The sequence below is a fragment of the Pseudoroseicyclus tamaricis genome (assembly GCF_012070395.1).
Lineage (GTDB): Bacteria > Pseudomonadota > Alphaproteobacteria > Rhodobacterales > Rhodobacteraceae > Pseudoroseicyclus_A > Pseudoroseicyclus_A tamaricis.
The window spans coordinates 259,375-274,154 of the sequence record NZ_JAAFYS010000001.1 but is presented as its reverse complement, the minus strand read 5'-3'; the positions used below and the strand labels follow the sequence as shown (position 1 = coordinate 274,154).

General features: G+C 71.4%; 13 protein-coding genes. 5 read left to right on the top strand and 8 right to left on the bottom strand.

From position 1 onward, the window contains the following. Positions 1-178: 178 nt before the first annotated feature. A complete protein-coding gene (locus tag GY170_RS01260) occupies positions 179-1,264 on the top strand; it encodes a polysaccharide biosynthesis/export family protein (protein ID WP_163891070.1) in 1,086 nt (361 codons plus the stop codon). Beyond that, positions 1,261-3,258, top strand: a complete 1,998-nt coding sequence (locus GY170_RS01255) for a capsule polysaccharide biogenesis protein (RefSeq protein ID WP_235937770.1) — start codon at positions 1,261-1,263, stop codon at positions 3,256-3,258. Before GY170_RS01260 ends, GY170_RS01255 begins: the two co-directional genes overlap by 4 nt. Positions 3,259-3,391: 133 nt before the next feature. Here the strand turns inward: GY170_RS01255 and ribD are convergent, their stop codons facing one another. The 3 genes from ribD to GY170_RS01240 all read right to left on the bottom strand — a co-directional run bounded on the left by ribD (position 3,392) and on the right by GY170_RS01240 (position 5,538). Further along, positions 3,392-4,465, bottom strand: a complete 1,074-nt coding sequence (ribD, locus tag GY170_RS01250) for a bifunctional diaminohydroxyphosphoribosylaminopyrimidine deaminase/5-amino-6-(5-phosphoribosylamino)uracil reductase RibD (RefSeq protein ID WP_163889224.1) — start codon at positions 4,463-4,465, stop codon at positions 3,392-3,394. 23 nt (positions 4,466-4,488) lie between these two features. Next, positions 4,489-4,956, bottom strand: coding sequence for a transcriptional regulator NrdR (nrdR, locus tag GY170_RS01245; protein ID WP_163889222.1), 468 nt, complete (start codon positions 4,954-4,956; stop codon positions 4,489-4,491). Between the two features lie 177 nt (positions 4,957-5,133). Further along, positions 5,134-5,538, bottom strand: coding sequence for a secondary thiamine-phosphate synthase enzyme YjbQ (locus GY170_RS01240; protein WP_163889220.1), 405 nt, complete (start codon positions 5,536-5,538; stop codon positions 5,134-5,136). A 132-nt stretch (positions 5,539-5,670) separates the two neighbouring features. Between GY170_RS01240 and GY170_RS01235 the strand changes: the two genes are divergently transcribed. Both GY170_RS01235 and GY170_RS01230 read left to right on the top strand, forming a co-directional pair. Beyond that, positions 5,671-6,750 carry an AI-2E family transporter gene (locus GY170_RS01235; protein ID WP_163889218.1) on the top strand — a complete coding sequence of 360 codons (1,080 nt, stop codon included), beginning with the start codon at positions 5,671-5,673 and terminating at the stop codon, positions 6,748-6,750. Beyond that, positions 6,747-7,418 carry an SDR family oxidoreductase gene (locus tag GY170_RS01230; RefSeq protein WP_163889216.1) on the top strand — a complete coding sequence of 224 codons (672 nt, stop codon included), beginning with the start codon at positions 6,747-6,749 and terminating at the stop codon, positions 7,416-7,418. The genes GY170_RS01235 and GY170_RS01230 overlap by 4 nt, the downstream gene beginning before the upstream one ends. Before the next feature lie 19 nt (positions 7,419-7,437). On the opposite strand, the gene GY170_RS01225 is transcribed toward GY170_RS01230, so the two are convergent. The 5 genes from GY170_RS01225 to GY170_RS01205 all read right to left on the bottom strand — a co-directional run bounded on the left by GY170_RS01225 (position 7,438) and on the right by GY170_RS01205 (position 13,557). Further along, positions 7,438-8,130 (bottom strand): DUF8692 domain-containing protein, encoded by a 693-nt coding sequence (locus tag GY170_RS01225; protein ID WP_163889214.1) that lies wholly within the window; start codon positions 8,128-8,130, stop codon positions 7,438-7,440. A gap of 71 nt (positions 8,131-8,201) precedes the next feature. Next, positions 8,202-8,474, bottom strand: a complete 273-nt coding sequence (locus GY170_RS01220) for an HlyU family transcriptional regulator (protein ID WP_163889212.1) — start codon at positions 8,472-8,474, stop codon at positions 8,202-8,204. A gap of 2 nt (positions 8,475-8,476) precedes the next feature. Beyond that, the gene (rpoD, locus tag GY170_RS01215) at positions 8,477-10,480 is read right to left on the bottom strand and encodes an RNA polymerase sigma factor RpoD (protein ID WP_163889210.1); all 2,004 of its coding nucleotides are present in this window, start codon (positions 10,478-10,480) and stop codon (positions 8,477-8,479) included. 165 nt (positions 10,481-10,645) lie between these two features. Then, on the bottom strand, positions 10,646-12,640 hold the full coding sequence (dnaG, locus tag GY170_RS01210) for a DNA primase (protein ID WP_163889208.1): 1,995 nt from the start codon (positions 12,638-12,640) through the stop codon (positions 10,646-10,648). 464 nt (positions 12,641-13,104) lie between these two features. Then, on the bottom strand, positions 13,105-13,557 hold the full coding sequence (locus tag GY170_RS01205; RefSeq protein WP_163889207.1) for a nucleoside deaminase: 453 nt from the start codon (positions 13,555-13,557) through the stop codon (positions 13,105-13,107). Positions 13,558-13,623: 66 nt separating this feature from the next. On the opposite strand from GY170_RS01205, the gene GY170_RS01200 reads away from it, so the two are divergent. Then, positions 13,624-14,676, top strand: coding sequence for a pseudouridine synthase (locus GY170_RS01200; RefSeq protein ID WP_163889205.1), 1,053 nt, complete (start codon positions 13,624-13,626; stop codon positions 14,674-14,676). The last annotated feature ends 104 nt before the right edge of the window (positions 14,677-14,780 follow it).

The following is a 14,780-nucleotide window of genomic DNA, read 5'->3' as shown; positions in this document are numbered from 1 at the left end:
GCGGCAAGGCAACACCTCGGCCCCCGGCGGGCGCGAACCCCTGCCCATGCTGGATTTTCGGCCCTTCCCCCGGTACCTTGCATCCCAAAGTTGAGGCAGAATAACAGGTCGAGGAGACCGGGCAGTGATCCTTTCCACCACGCGCATCGCGCGGGGCGTCGCCGCACTTGCGGCCCTGATGCTCCTCGCCACCTGTGGCCTGCCACGCAGCGGCCCCACCAGCTCGGAGATCTACGCCGGTTCCGTCCTCCGCGAGGGGGACGCCTTCATCCTCGTCGTCGATGACCGCATCAACTACATCTCCGCCGTCTCGCCGGCGCTCGGCTTCTCGCAGAGCTTCATCAATGCCGGCGTCCTCGGCTCCGATACCATCCAGCCCGGCGACATCCTCGGCCTGACGATCTGGGAGAACGTCGATGACGGCCTCCTCGTCCCCACCGGGCAGAACGCCACGGTGCTGGAGGAGGTGCAGGTCGACGGCTCGGGCTTCATCTTCGTGCCCTACGCGGGCCGCATCCGCGCCGCCGGCAACACGCCGGAGGCGGTGCGCCGCATCATCTCCGAGCAGCTCGAAGAGCAGACGCCCGACCCTCAGGTGCAGGTGCGCCGGCTGGCCGGCGACGGCTCCACCGTCTCCATCGTCGGCGCGGTGACGGCGCAGGGCGTCTACCCGATCGAGCGGCCGACGCGGACCCTCGCCGCCATGCTGGCCGAGGCCGGCGGCGTCACCATCGAGCCGGAGATCGCCCAGGTCACCCTCGTTCGCGGCGGCCAGCGCGCCACCGCTTGGTTCACCGACATCTACGACCACCCGTCCTACGACGTGCCCCTGCGCTCCGGCGACCGCATCGTGGTGGAGGAGGACACCCGCTCCTTCACCGCCCTCGGCGCCACCGGCACGCAGGATCTGGTCCCCTTCCAGAGCAAGACCATCAGCGCGCTGGAGGCCATCGCGCAGGTGGGCGGCCTCTCCTCCACCTCCGCCGACCCGACCGGCGTCTTCGTCTTCCGCAACGAGCCGGAGGAGATCGCCCGCCAGCTGACGGGCGTGGAGAATCTGCAGGGCACGCAGCGCATCGTCTACGTGCTCGACCTGACGCGCCCCAACGGCCTCTTCTTCGCCCGCGACTTCGCGATCCGCGACGAAGACACCGTCTACGTCACCGAGGCGCCGTTCAGCCAGTTCAGCAAGGTGATCTCCGCCATCACCGGCACGCTCGGCTCGGTGGACACGATCAGCTCCGCCGCCACCGGCTTCGAGTGACGGCAGCAGGCGGCGCCGCGGGCCCAGCTCCGCGGCGCCTGCACGTCTTCAACGGCGGCTTCCTCAACCGGCGCATCCGCCGCATCCTCTCCCTCTCCGGCTACGACGTCACCCTCGGCCTGCCGGGGGAGGGCGATCTCGTCGGCCTCTGGGGCGCCTCCCCCACAGCCTGGCGGGGGGAGCGGGTGGCGGCGCGGCAGGGGGCGAAGCTGGTGCGGGTGGAGGACGCCTTCCTGCGCTCCCTCCGCCCCGGCCGCGATGGCGACGCGCCGCTCGGCCTCCTGATCGACGAGACGGGCCTGCATTTCGACGGCCGCCGCCCCAGCGACCTGGAGACGTTGCTGGCCACCAACCCGCTCGACGACCATGCGCTTTTGCAACGTGCCAAGGCCGCCATTGCCCGTCTGAAGGCGGCGGACCTCTCCAAATACAACCTGCACGACCCCAGCCTCGACCCGCCGCCCCCCGGCTACGTGCTCGTCATCGACCAGACGGCAGGCGACGCCTCCCTCCTCGGCGGCGGCCGCAACGACTTCCTCGAGATGCTGACGGAGGCGCGGCTGAACCACCCCGGCGCCCGCATCCTCCTCAAGACCCACCCGGAAACCCGCGCCGGCCACCGCCCCGGCCACTTCCGCGCGGACGACCCGGGGGAGCTCTACGACGCCCCCGTCTCCCCCCATGCGCTTCTGGAGGGGGCCATCGCGGTCTACACCTTCTCCTCCCAGCTCGGCTTCGAGGCGATCCTTGCCGGGCACCGGCCGCATGTCTTCGGCCAGCCCTTCTATTCCGGCTGGGGGCTGACGGAGGATCTTGCCCACCTCCCCCGCCGCCAGCGCCGGCTGACCCCGGCGCAGCTCTTCGCCGGCGCGATGATCCTCGCGCCCCGCTGGTACTGCCCCTACCGCGACCGCCTCTGCTCTCTCGAAGAGGCCATCGCCACGCTGGAGGCCGAGGCCCGCGCCTGGCGGGAGGACCGCGCCGGCTGGGTCGCCACCAACATTCGCCTCTGGAAGCGCCGCCCGCTTGCCGGTTTCCTCGGCCGGCACCGGGCCATCCGCTACGCCGACCCGCCGGCAAAGGCCGCGGCGCTGGCGGAGAGGACGGGCCGCCGCCTCCTCTCCTGGGCCGGGCGCGAGGTGGCGGGCGCCGTGCAGGTGGAGGACGGGTTCCTGCGCTCCCGCGGCCTCGGGGCAGAGCTGATCCCGCCCCTCTCCCTCACCCTCGACGACCTCGGCATCTACTACGACCCGCGCTCCGAAAGCCGCCTCGAACGCCTCATCAACGACAGCGCCGCGCTGCCCGAGGCCGACCGCCTCCGCGCCGAGGCCCTCGTCGCCGCCCTCGTCGCGGCCGGCCTGACCAAGTACAACCTCGGCGGCGCCGCCCCCTCCCTGCCGGTGGGCCACCGCATCCTCGTCCCCGGGCAGGTGGAGGACGACGCCTCCATCCGCCTCGGCGCCGGAGAGGTGCACACCAACCGCGCCCTCATCGAGGCCGCCCGCGCCGCCAATCCCGGCGCGCGGATCCTCTACAAGCCGCACCCGGACGTGGAGGCCGGCCTCCGCCCCGGCGCCGTCCCCGATGCCGCCGACCTCGCCGACGCCGTCCTCACGAACGCCGACCCCGTCGCCCTGCTCGGGCAGGTGCAGGAGGTCTGGACGATCACTTCCACCCTCGGCTTCGAGGCCCTCCTCCGCGACCTGCCCGTCACCACGCTCGGCCAGCCCTTCTACGCAGGCTGGGGCCTGACGAGGGATCTCGGCGCCCCCCTCCCCCGCCGCACGGCCCGGCCGGACCTGACGGCCCTCGCCCATGCCGCCCTCATCGCCTACCCGCGCTACCATGACCCGGTAACGAACCGCCCCTGTCCGCCGGAGATCGCCCTCCACCGCCTCGCCAACGGCACGATGCCCCACCCGGGACCGGCCAACCGCCTCCTCGCCAAGGCGCAAGGCGCCCTCGCCTCCCGCGCCCACCTCTGGCGGCGTTAGCCCAGGCAGCCGCCCGCCTCCGCGGACGACCTCAATCCCGGAGCCAACCTCGGCCCCGAGCGTCGTCTCGCTTTTCTCCAAATATTCCTCGGGGGGGCCGAAGGCGGGGGGCAGACAGCCCCCCTCCGCCCTCTCAGCCGCCCCGCCGCCAGACGCTCATCACGTCGGCCCCCACGGCTCGGCTCTCCACCAGCGCCAGACGCGGCGCCTCTGCCAGCGCGCCCAGGCCCATGGCCGCCAGTGCCGGCGTGCCCTCGGCGCCGATGGCCAGCCCGGCGGTGAAGAGCACAAGCTCATCCACCAGCCCGGCGCCGAGCAGCGAGGCGGCCAGCCCTCCGCCGCCCTCGCAGAAGACCCGCGTCAGGCCCCTGGCGGCCAGCGCTTCCAGCGCCCCGGCCGGGTCGATCTGGCCGCCGGCGACCGGCGCCTCCACCAGTTCCGCCCCCGCCGCCGCGAAGGGGGCGCCAGCCGCCTCGCGCAGCCCGGCGCCGTGGACGAGCCAGACCGGGATGCCCCGCGCCGTGCGCATCAGCTCGCTCTCCACCGGCAGGTCCAGCCGCCGGGAGAGCACCACCCGCACCGGCGCGCGCCGCTCGCCCATGCCGCGCAGCGTCAGCCTCGGGTCGTCGGCCCTCGCCGTGCCGCCGCCGACCATCACCGCGTCGTGCCGCGCCCGGAGAGCCTGCACCTCGGCGCGCGCCCGGGGCCCGGTGATCCACTTTGATTCGCCGGTGGCCGTGGCGATGCGCCCGTCGAGCGTCGCCGCCAGCTTGAGCGTCAGCCAGGGCCGGCCGGTCGTGAAGCGGGAGAGGAAGCCGGCGAGATCGAGCTCCGCCTCGGCCCGGCGCACGCCTTCCACGACCTCCACGCCCGCCGCCCGCAGGATCGCCGCACCCTTGCCGGCGACCCGCGGGTCGGGGTCGGGCGCCGCGATGACGACGCGGGAGACGCCCGCCGCCACCAGCGCCTCGGCGCAGGGCGGGGTCTGGCCATGGTGAGCGCAGGGCTCCAGCGTCACATAGGCGGTGGCGCCGCGCGCGGTCTCTCCCGCCGCCGCCAGCGCCGCCGCCTCGGCATGGGGTCGCCCGCCCGGAGCCGTCCAGCCGCGGGCGACCACGCGGCCGTCTCTCACGAGCACACAGCCGACGGCGGGGTTCGGCCAGGCCTGCCCCATGCTGCGCCGGCCGAGGGCCAGCGCATGGGCCATGGCCCGCGCGTCGGCCTCCCGCGTCACTCCTCGGCGGGGGGCTTGGGCCGCAGCTCGGCGACGAACTTGTCGAAGTCGTCCGGGTCCTGGAAGTTCTTGTAGACGGAGGCGAAGCGCACGTAGGCGACGGTATCGATGCGGTGCAGCGCCTCCATGACGATCTCGCCGATCACCTTGGAGGGGATGTCCGTCTCGCCCATGCTCTCCAGCCGCCGCACGATGCCGGAGATCATCTGGTCGATCCGCTCCGGCTCTATCGGGCGCTTCTGCATGGCGATGCGGATGGAGCGCTCGAGCTTGTCACGGTCGAAATCCTCTCGGCGACCGGAGGTCTTGATGACGACGAGGTCGCGCAGCTGCACTCGCTCATAGGTGGTGAAACGGCCGCCGCAGGCCGGGCAGAAGCGCCGCCGCCGGATGGCGACGTGATCCTCCGCCGGGCGGGAATCCTTCACCTGCGTATCGACGTTTCCGCAAAACGGGCAGCGCATCGCTCGCCTCCCCTCGCCCGCCTTGGGGCAGCTTCTGACATGTCCACCGGCACTATAGGGGGCACGGAAGGGGTTGGGTAGGGCCGAAATTCCGGCGCAACATGCGGGGGTGCCGGGGCGATCCCGCAGCACCCCGGCCCCGTAGGGTGGGGTTTCAACCCACCTTCCCCGGCCCTCTCACCGCAGCATCGCCACCACCAGCCGCCGGTGCGGACGCCTGCGATGCTCGAAGAGGTAGATCCCCTGCCATGTCCCGAGCATCATCCGCCCCTCTACCACCGGGATCTGCAGCGACGTCGGCAAGAGCGCCGCCTTGATATGCGCCGGCATGTCGTCCGGCCCTTCGTAGGTGTGGGTGAGATAGCTCATCGACGCATCGTCGCTCGGCGGCACCAGCCGCTCGAAGAAAGCGGCGAGGTCGGTCTGCACCTCGGGATCGGCGTTCTCCTGGATCACCAGTGAGCAGGAGGTGTGGCGCACGAAGAGCGTCAGCACGCCCTCGCCCTCCACCCAGCCGGCGACGTCCCTCGTGATCTCGTAGAGCCCCGGCCCGGAGGTGGAAATCTCGAAGATGCGGTGCATGGCGCGGCCCCTGTCCTGTCCGCGCCGAGTGTTCCCCGCCCCGCCGGCGGGTGCAAGGCGCCGCCCGCCCCTCACTTTTCCGGGAACGCTGCGCGAGCAGGTGAGTTGCACCTGCAAGCGAGGGAGGCCCGCATGGCGAGCAAAGGCGTGACGGAAAGACCGCAGCCGGACGATCCCGCGGGCCGGAGGCCGCTCTGGCGGGACGGGCGCACCGTCTCCGGCTTCTCCGTTCGGGTGCTCATCGTGCTGGGGCTCGTCGCGGTGTTCTTCCTCCTCTGGTACGTGCGACACGCGCTGGCGCTGCTCTTCGGCGGCATCGTGGTGGCGACCATCCTCGACACGCTGGTCCGCCCGTTCCTGCGCGTCTCCTTCATCAACCGCGCCATCGGCGTCGGCATCGTCCTGCTGCTGATCGTCCTCGCGCTCGGGCTGGCGATCTTCTTCACGGCGACCGACCTGACGCGCCAGTTCGCCAGCCTGTCGGAGGGATGGCCGACGGCGATCAATTCCGTGCAGTCGTGGCTCGACCAGTTCTTCCCGAATGCCCGCCTCTCGATGGGCGCGATGATGGACGAGGCGACGGCCTACACGACAGGCCTCGTCAATGCGCTCGCCGGGGTGCTGCTCGTCGTCATCACCGGCGCCTTCCTCGCCGCGCAGCCCCGCGAATATGCCGAGGGCGCGCTGCGGCTCGCCCCGCCGAAGCGCCGGCCGCCGCTGGCCTTCGCGCTGGAGCGGGCGGGTCGCGGGCTGAAGGCCTGGCTCTGGGGCAAGGCCATCTCGATGGCTGTCGTCGCGGTGCTCACCGGCCTCGGCACATGGTGGCTCGGCCTGCCCGCCCCGCTCCTGCTCGGCATCATCGCCGGCCTGTCGGAGTTCGTGCCGCTCATCGGGCCCATCGTCTCCGCCATTCCGGCGATCATCCTCGCCATCAGCATGGATGGCAGCGGCACTGTGCTGTGGACGATCGTGCTCTACATCGTCGTCCAGCAGGTGGAATCGAACATCATCCTGCCGATCATCCACCAGAAGATCGCCTCGCTGCCGCCGGCGCTGCTGATGTTCTCCTTCGTCGGCATGGGCACCGTCTTCGGGCCCGCCGGCATCGTCATCGCGGCGCCCTTCACCCTGACCATCTACATCCTCGTCCAGGCGCTCTGGGTCGAACCCATCGAGGAAGAGCCCCGGACAGACATCGGAGAGACAACATGACCCGCACCCTCTTCATCACCGGCGCCTCCTCCGGCATCGGCGCCGCCACCGCCCGCGCGGCCGTCGCCGCCGGCTGGAATGTCGGCCTCTTCGCGCGCAGCGAGGAGAAGCTGCAGGCGCTGGCCGGCGAGCTCGGCGACGCCGCCCTGCCCCTGCCCGGCGACGCGACCAGCCTCGAGAGCCAGGCCGGCGCGCTGGAGCAGCTCGCCGCCCGCTACGGCGCCGTCGATGCCGCCTTCGCCAATGCCGGCCGGGGGCTCAAGGGCTCCGGCGTCGAGGGCGGGGACGTGGAGGATTGGCGCGGGCTCATCGATCTCAACATCATGGGCCTGCTCTACACCGCGCAGGCGGCGCTGCCGCACCTGCACCGGAGCACGGGGCACATGCTGCTCACCGGCTCCGCCGCCGGGCGACGGCACATCAAGAGCTCGATCTACGGGGCGTCGAAATGGTTCGTCCACGGCTTTGCCGGCAACCTCGCCGAGGAGATGCGCGAATGGGGCGGGCGCTGCACCCTCATCGCGCCGGGCATGGTGGACACGCCCTTCTTCGAGGTCGGCAAGCCCGACAAGCTGCAGGCGGAGGACGTGGCGGGTGCCGTGATGCACGCGCTGGAGGCGAATCCCCGGGCGGACGTGCGAGAGATATTCGTGATGCCGGTGAACTGAGGCGCTAGCGCCGGCGCGCCTACCGCGCGAGGCCGATGGCGCAGACGCAGGCGAGGCTGATGAACACCATCTCCCCGCCGTCCTCGGCCACGGCGATCACCCGGTGCAGCCAGAGCGGCCGGTCCACCGCGGAATGGAGCATGTCGAACCCGGCGCCGGCGACGATCATGCCGCCGATGGCGAGGCCGAAGGCCAGCACGAACGCCCGCTCGACGCCGTCGCCGGCCCGGTAGGCGGCCACCAGCAGGGCGAGCACGACGAGCCCCTGCAGCGCCCAGTAGACCAGCTCCCCCACGTCCTCGATCCGCAGGCCGAGGGGGCCGGGCCCCTCCACCGCCGCGGCGAGCCGGGCGCCGACGGCCTCGTGGATCTGGCCGATGTCATCGGCGAAGATCAGGGCGGTGATGAGCAGAAGGCAGAGGCTGGCGAGGCGCCGGCCGGGCAGCCAGGCGAGGCCGAAAGCGAGGAGCGCGATGCTCCATTTCAGGAAGTTGAAGCACTCCGGCACGCCGAAATCGTTGTTCAGCCGCATGAGGTTGTGGAGCCGGCCGTTGACCTCGCCGCCGAGGATCAGCCGCAGCTCCAGCAGGGTCGAGACTCCGACGAGGCAGACATCGCCGAGGAGAAGCAGGTACAGCACCGTCCGGGCGAGCCGGTCGGCCGGGAGGAGCAGGGGCCGCGAGGCAGCCCGAAGGCCCGGGAGCGCTGTCATGTAACAAAATTATGACAAATGCGCGCGGCGTCAATCGCCCGCCGCGCGAGGGTCGCCCCCGGCCTTCGACGTCAGTCGAAGATGCGCTCGCCCATCTGGTCGATCATCAGCCGCGCCTTGCCGAGGGAGGCCTGCACGGCGGCCTCCTCCGTCTCCAGCGTGTCGGCCCGGATGAGCTGGTGGGTCTTGCCGTCCTTCTCGATCCGCGCCGCGATGCGCCACTTGGAGCCTTCGCGGATCGGCTCGGGGTAGATGGCAAAGCCCTCGTGCATGTCCGGCTCGGCCGCGGCGGCCGGGGATTCGCCCTTGCCGCCGCCGCCGAAGAGTTTGGAGAACAGGCTCACCTTTATTGATCCAGGAAGCTGCGCAGCTTCCGGCTCCGGCTGGGGTGCTTGAGCTTGCGCAGCGCCTTCGCCTCGATCTGGCGGATGCGCTCGCGGGTGACGGAGAACTGCTGGCCGACCTCTTCGAGCGTGTGGTCGGTGTTCATGCCGATGCCGAAGCGCATGCGCAGCACCCGCTCCTCGCGGGGTGTCAGCGAGGCCAGAACCCGCGTCGTCGTCTCCTTCAGGTTCTCCTGAATGGCCGAATCCAGCGGCAGGATGGCGTTCTTGTCCTCGATGAAGTCACCGAGTTGCGAATCCTCCTCGTCGCCGATGGGCGTCTCGAGGGAGATCGGCTCCTTGGCGATCTTCATCACCTTGCGGACCTTCTCGAGCGGCATCTGCAGCTTCTCGGCCAGCTCTTCCGGCGTCGGCTCGCGGCCGATCTCGTGCAGCATCTGCCGGCCGGTGCGGACGAGCTTGTTGATCGTCTCGATCATGTGGACCGGGATGCGGATCGTCCGCGCCTGGTCCGCGATGCTGCGTGTGATCGCCTGCCGGATCCACCACGTCGCGTAGGTGGAGAACTTGTAGCCGCGGCGATACTCGAACTTGTCGACCGCCTTCATCAGGCCGATGTTCCCCTCCTGGATGAGGTCGAGGAACTGCAGACCGCGGTTCGTGTACTTCTTGGCGATGGAGATCACGAGGCGGAGGTTGGCTTCCACCATCTCCTTCTTGGCGGCCCGCGCCTCCTTCTCACCCTTCTGCACCTGCTGCACGATGCGGCGGAACTCGGAGATGTCGACGCCGACATACTGGCCGACCTGCGCCATCTCTGAGCGCAGCGCCTCGATCCGCTCCGACGAGCGCTCGATCAGGGCCTGCCAGCCGCGGCCGGACTTCTCGCTCATCTCCTCCAGCCACGAGGGGTCGAGCTCGCGGCCGCGATAGGCATCGATGAACTCGCGGCGGTTGATGCGGGCCTGGTCAGCCAGCTTCACCATGCCGCTGTCGATGGACATGACGCGCCGGTTGAGACCGTAGAGCTGATCCATCAGCGCCTCGATCCGGCCGTTGTGCAGGTGCAGCGAGTTCACCCGCTCCACGATGCGCGAGCGCAGGGACTGGTACTCGCCCTCGGCGACGGAGGAGAAGCTGTCGTCCTCGTTCAGGGTGGCCGACATGCGGGCATCCTGCATCTCCGACAGGCGGCCGAAATCGTCGGCGATCTCGTCCAGCGTCTCCAGCACGCGGGGCTTGAGCGCCGCTTCCATGGCGGCGAGGCTCATGTTGGCCTGCTCGTCATCGTCGTCGTCGTCATCGCGGGAGATGGGGTTGCCGTCGGCGTCGAGCTCGGTGCCCTTCTCGCGATTTCCCTCGGAGCTGCTCTCCTCGGTGGAGCCGCCATCGACGACGGGCGTGTCGTCATCCTCGTCGCCGAGCTGGTTGCCGAAGGTCGCCTCGAGGTCGATCACGTCGCGCAGCAGGATGTCTTCGCTGAGAAGCTCGTCGCGCCAGATGGTGATGGCCTGGAAGGTCAGCGGGCTCTCGCAGAGGCCCGCGATCATCGTGTTGCGGCCGGCCTCGATGCGCTTGGCGATGGCGATCTCGCCCTCGCGGGAGAGCAGCTCGACCGAGCCCATCTCGCGCAGGTACATGCGCACCGGGTCATCGGTGCGGTCGAGCTTTTCCTGCTCGCCGGAGCCGAGCGTGACATCGCGCCCGCCCGAGGAGGTCGTCGCGACCTCGCGGGAGCCGCCCTTGCCGTCCTCGGCCTCCTCCTCGCCGTCCTCGTCCTCGTCCGTCACCTGGATGCCCATCTCGGAGAGCATCGCCATGACATCCTCGATCTGGTCGGAAGAGACCTGATCGGGCGGGAGCACCGCGTTGAGCTGGTCGTAGGTGATGGACCCTTTCTCGCGCGCCTCGGCAATCATCCGCTTGACGGCGGCCTGGCTCATGTCGAGCGAGATGTCCCCATCCTGTTCTTCGGTCTGCGGGGCGTCGTCGGTGTCCTTCGCCATGGGGCGCTCCTCATCACAGGGATCGGGGCGAAGGAAGTGATTCGCCCCTCAACCGATCATTCGAATCAATCGCGGGGTCCGGTGATTCGCAACCGCCCCGCAGCAAAATCTGCGTCATGCGTGTCCGGCACGGGCCGGAGCACCCCTCCCGGCCCCAGGTGGAGCCTAACGCTGCCGCCCTTTCGGCGGTTTCATCTGGCCAAGCTGGCCGATCAGCGCATCGAGAGCCGCGCTCTCTTCCCTGTCCACGGCGAGGCCGTTCGGTGCGGTCAATGTAGCCCGCTTGTCCCCCGCCTCGAGTCGCCGCGTCGGATCGAGCGCCGCGGCCGCTTCTTCCAGGCGGCGGGTGAGCCATTCATCCTCGACCTCGCCGATATCCTCCATCGCCTCCGCGAGCGCCGCCTCGTGGCCGCGCCGCGCCTTCAGCCCCGCCAGTCCCTCGGCCACGGAGAGGCGCGCAAGGGCGGCGTCTCCGGCCCGGCGGATGGCAGGGATGACGGCCAGATGGCGGTCGGAGCGGAGATTTTCAAGGGCCTGCGCACCCACCTCGGCCTCCAGCGCAACACCCGGCTCCTTCGCCTCGGCGGCCCGGATGAGCGCCTGGCGCAGCGCTTCATGGGGCGGATGGCGGCAATCGAACATCTCCAGCTCGCTCAGGAACTCCGGCAGAACGGCCGGCGTGGCGGCGAGGATGCCGAGGATCGCGGCCTCCTGCATCCTGTCCTCGCCGCCCTCGACCATGATCGTCGCCCGCGATTCGGCGCGCACCGCCGGCAGGAAGACCCCGCGCCCGTCACGCCCCTTGCCGCGCCACTCGCCGCGCGGCTGCCACTCGCGGCGGCCCTCCCGCCGGTCGCCGCCGCCACCGCCGCCTCCACCGCCGAAGGCCTCCCGGCGCAGACGGCCGATCTCCTCGCCGTAGTGGCGGCGGAGCGAGCGGTCCTTGATGGTGCCGATCACCTCGCGCAGGCGCTTGTCGAGCGCCGCCCTCCGCTCCGGGCTGTCGAGGACGCGGCCTTCCGTCTCCCGCTGCCAGAGGAGGTCGATCAGCGGGCGGGCGCCCTCGATGACGTCAGACATGGCCTCCCGCCCCTTGGCGCGGATCAGGTCATCCGGGTCCTGCCCCTCGGGCATCAGCGCCACGCGGAGCGACTTGCCGGCCTCCAGCAGCGGCAGGGCGAGGTCGATCACCCGCAGCGCCGCGCGCTGGCCGGCGGCATCGCCATCGAGCGCGATGACCGGCTCGTCGGAGATCCGCCAGAGGAGCTGCAGCTGGTCGGCGGTGACTGCCGTGCCGAGCGGCGCCACCGCCGCCTCGAACCCGGCCTCGGCCAGCGCGATGACATCCATGTAGCCCTCGGCGACGACGAGCGGGTGCCCTTTCCCCGCCGCCTCGCGGGCGCGCTGGTGGTTGAAGAGCGAGCGGCCCTTGTCGAAGAGCGGCGTCTCCGGCGAATTGAGGTACTTGGCCCGCGCGTTCGGGTCCATCGCCCGCCCGCCGAAGGCGATCAGCCGCCCCCGCCCGTCGCGGATGGGGAAGAGGATGCGCCCCCGGAACCGGTCATAGGGCGCGCCGCCATCGTCGGGGACGATGACCAGCCCCGCCTCGTCGGCCTGCGCCGTGGAGATGCCCTGCCCCTGCAGGTGCCTCGACAGCGCCGTTCGGTCGTTGGGGGCGAAGGCGATCTCCCACCGGTCGATCGCGGCGGGCGTCAGCCCCCGGCCGGCGAGGTAGTCGCGCGCCTCGGCGGCGGCGCCCGTCTTCAGCTGCAGGCGGTAGAACTTGAGCGCCGCCTCCATGACGTCCGTCAGCTTGGCGCGCTCGTCGGCCTTCTCGGCAGCGCGAGGGTCGCGCGCCGGCATCTCCATCCCCGCCTCGCGGGCGAGAAGCTCGATGGCCTCCATGAAGCCCATGTTCTCCGTCTCCCGCACGAAGGAGACGGCGTCGCCCTTCGCGTGGCAGCCGAAGCAGTAGTAGAAGCCCTTCCGGTCATCGACATGGAAGGACGCCGTCTTCTCCTGGTGGAACGGGCAGGGCGCCCAGAGGTCCCCCTTCGCGGGGTTGGACTTCTTGCGATCCCAGATGACCTTGCGGCCGACGACCTGCCCGAGACTGAGGCGCGTCTTCAGATCGTCGAGGAAGGTGGGGGGGAGACTCATGGCGCGAGTATCGCCCCGCGCGGGCGCATCAACAAGGCGTCGCGGGGACGGTGCGCCGGGTGGCAGAGTGCGGGACCGGGGGGCCAGCCCCCCGGAGCCCCCCGGGATTTTTGGGACCAAAGACAGGGGGGACAGGGTGCGACGGGGGCGCCCGAGCGTCGTGGACCTCGTAGGGTGGGCTTGTAACCCACCACCCCGCCATCAACCGGGCGCCCCATCGCAGGCGCAGGGCGAGCGCCGGCCCGTGGGGTGCGCACCTATGATTCCGCGTGTGGGCTTTATGGTACAACTGCCTCCCCGCTCTGACCTCCGCGCGAACGTCACCGGAGCGCCAGCCTGCGGGACGGGCCGGCGCTCGCCCTGCGCCTTTGGCGCGTACCGGGCGGGGAAGACGCGGCGGCCGGGGGACAGAGCCGGTGGCGGGAGACGTCTCCGCAGGCTTCAGCCCGGCACCGCCCTCCCCCTCACAACCGCCGCGCGCCGAAGAACCCGCGCATGAGCTCCGCCGATTCCGCCTCGCGGATGCCGTCGATCACCTCGGGCACGTGGTGGCACTGGGGGTGGCTGAACACCCGGGGGCCCTGCGCGATGCCGCCCGACTTCGGGTCCGCCGCGCCGTAGACCAGCCGGGCGATGCGGGCGGCGGAAAGGGCGGCGGCGCACATCGGGCAGGGTTCGAGCGTCACGTAGAGGGCGGCGCCCGGCAGCCGCTCGGAACCGACGGCGGCGCAGGCGGCGCGGATGGCGAGCATCTCGGCATGGGCCGTGGGGTCGTGCAGCTCCCGCATCCGGTTGCCGGTGCGGGCGAGCACCGTGCCGTCCGCCGCCACCAGCACGGCGCCCACCGGCACCTCGCCCCGCCCGGCGGCGGCCCTCGCCTCCTCCAGCGCCTCGCCCATATGGCTGCGAAAATCCATGCCGGCCACCAGAGCCCGCCCCCGCGCCGCTGGCAAGAGCCCGCGAGAGCGGGTAGGGACGGCACCATGACCCGCAGCCCCAGATCCGCGCCTACCCCGCCGCCCGCAGGCGAGGGCTCCGCCCCGCCCGGCGAGCGCATCGCCAAGCGCCTCAGCCGCGCCGGCGCCGCCTCCCGCCGCGAGGCGGAGCGGATGATCGCCGAGGGGCGCGTCGCGGTGAACGGGCAGGTCATCGACAGCCCCGCCCTCAACGTCACCGACCGCGACAGGATCACCGTCGACGGCAAGCCCGTCGCCGCGCCCGAGCCGGCGCGCCTGTGGCTCTACCACAAGCCCAAGGGCCTCGTGACCACGGCGAAGGACGAGAAGGGGCGCGAGACGATCTTCGACAAGCTGCCGGAGGATCTGCCGCGCCTGATGTCCATCGGCCGGCTCGACCTCAACTCCGAGGGGCTGCTGCTCCTCACCAACGACGGCGGCCTCAAGCGCCGGCTGGAGCTGCCCTCCACCGGCTGGCTGCGCCGCTACCGGGTGCGCGTCAACGGCGCGCCGGAGGAGATGGCGCTGGAGCCGCTGCGCCGGGGCATCGAGATCGAGGGCGAGCGCTTCCAGCCGATGGAGGTCCGCCTCGACCGCCAGCAGGGGGCGAATGCCTGGCTCACCATCGGCCTGCGCGAGGGCAAGAACCGCGAGATCCGCCGGGCGATGGAGGCGGTGGGCCTCGTCGTGAACCGGCTGATCCGCATCTCCTACGGGCCCTTCCAGCTCGGCAAGCTGCCCGAGGGGACGGTGGAAGAGGTGAGGGGCCGGGTGCTTCGTGACCAGCTGGGCGAGCGCGAGGCGGCCGAGGAGCCGGGCCGCGGCAAGCCGCCCCGCAAGGGCGGCCCCGCCGGGGCGCGGGGCAAGCCGGGCGCCGCGGGCAAACCGGGCCGGAACGCGAAGCCGGGCGGCGCCGGGAGTGCCCCGGGCAGGCCGGGTGCGCCCAAGGGCAAGCCCACCCGCCAGGGGGAGGCGGCGCGGCCCACGCGCGCCAACCCCTTCACCGGGCCGGGGCTGCGGGCCGGGCATGGCGGCAAGCCCCCTTCGGGCGGCAAACCCGGGCCGAAACGGCGGGGATAAGCCCCCCGGGGGGAGGGTTTTTCCGCCTTTCCCCCTTTCAGGAGGCCCCCCGCGACCAAATCTATGACTGGCCAAATCCGTCGCCGGGCCAATCTATGCAGACA

Coding starts and splice junctions, on each gene's coding strand:
- nrdR (WP_163889222.1), bottom strand. CDS start 4,956: ATGCGCTGCCCGTTTTGCGGAAACGTCGATACGCAGGTGAAGGATTCC.
- rpoD (WP_163889210.1), bottom strand. CDS start 10,480: ATGGCGAAGGACACCGACGACGCCCCGCAGACCGAAGAACAGGATGGG.
- dnaG (WP_163889208.1), bottom strand. CDS start 12,640: ATGAGTCTCCCCCCCACCTTCCTCGACGATCTGAAGACGCGCCTCAGT.
- GY170_RS01225 (WP_163889214.1), bottom strand. CDS start 8,130: ATGACAGCGCTCCCGGGCCTTCGGGCTGCCTCGCGGCCCCTGCTCCTC.
- GY170_RS01200 (WP_163889205.1), top strand. CDS start 13,624: ATGACCCGCAGCCCCAGATCCGCGCCTACCCCGCCGCCCGCAGGCGAG.
- GY170_RS01230 (WP_163889216.1), top strand. CDS start 6,747: ATGACCCGCACCCTCTTCATCACCGGCGCCTCCTCCGGCATCGGCGCC.
- GY170_RS01235 (WP_163889218.1), top strand. CDS start 5,671: ATGGCGAGCAAAGGCGTGACGGAAAGACCGCAGCCGGACGATCCCGCG.
- GY170_RS01260 (WP_163891070.1), top strand. CDS start 179: ATGCTCCTCGCCACCTGTGGCCTGCCACGCAGCGGCCCCACCAGCTCG.
- ribD (WP_163889224.1), bottom strand. CDS start 4,465: ATGGCCCATGCGCTGGCCCTCGGCCGGCGCAGCATGGGGCAGGCCTGG.
- GY170_RS01240 (WP_163889220.1), bottom strand. CDS start 5,538: ATGCACCGCATCTTCGAGATTTCCACCTCCGGGCCGGGGCTCTACGAG.
- GY170_RS01205 (WP_163889207.1), bottom strand. CDS start 13,557: ATGGATTTTCGCAGCCATATGGGCGAGGCGCTGGAGGAGGCGAGGGCC.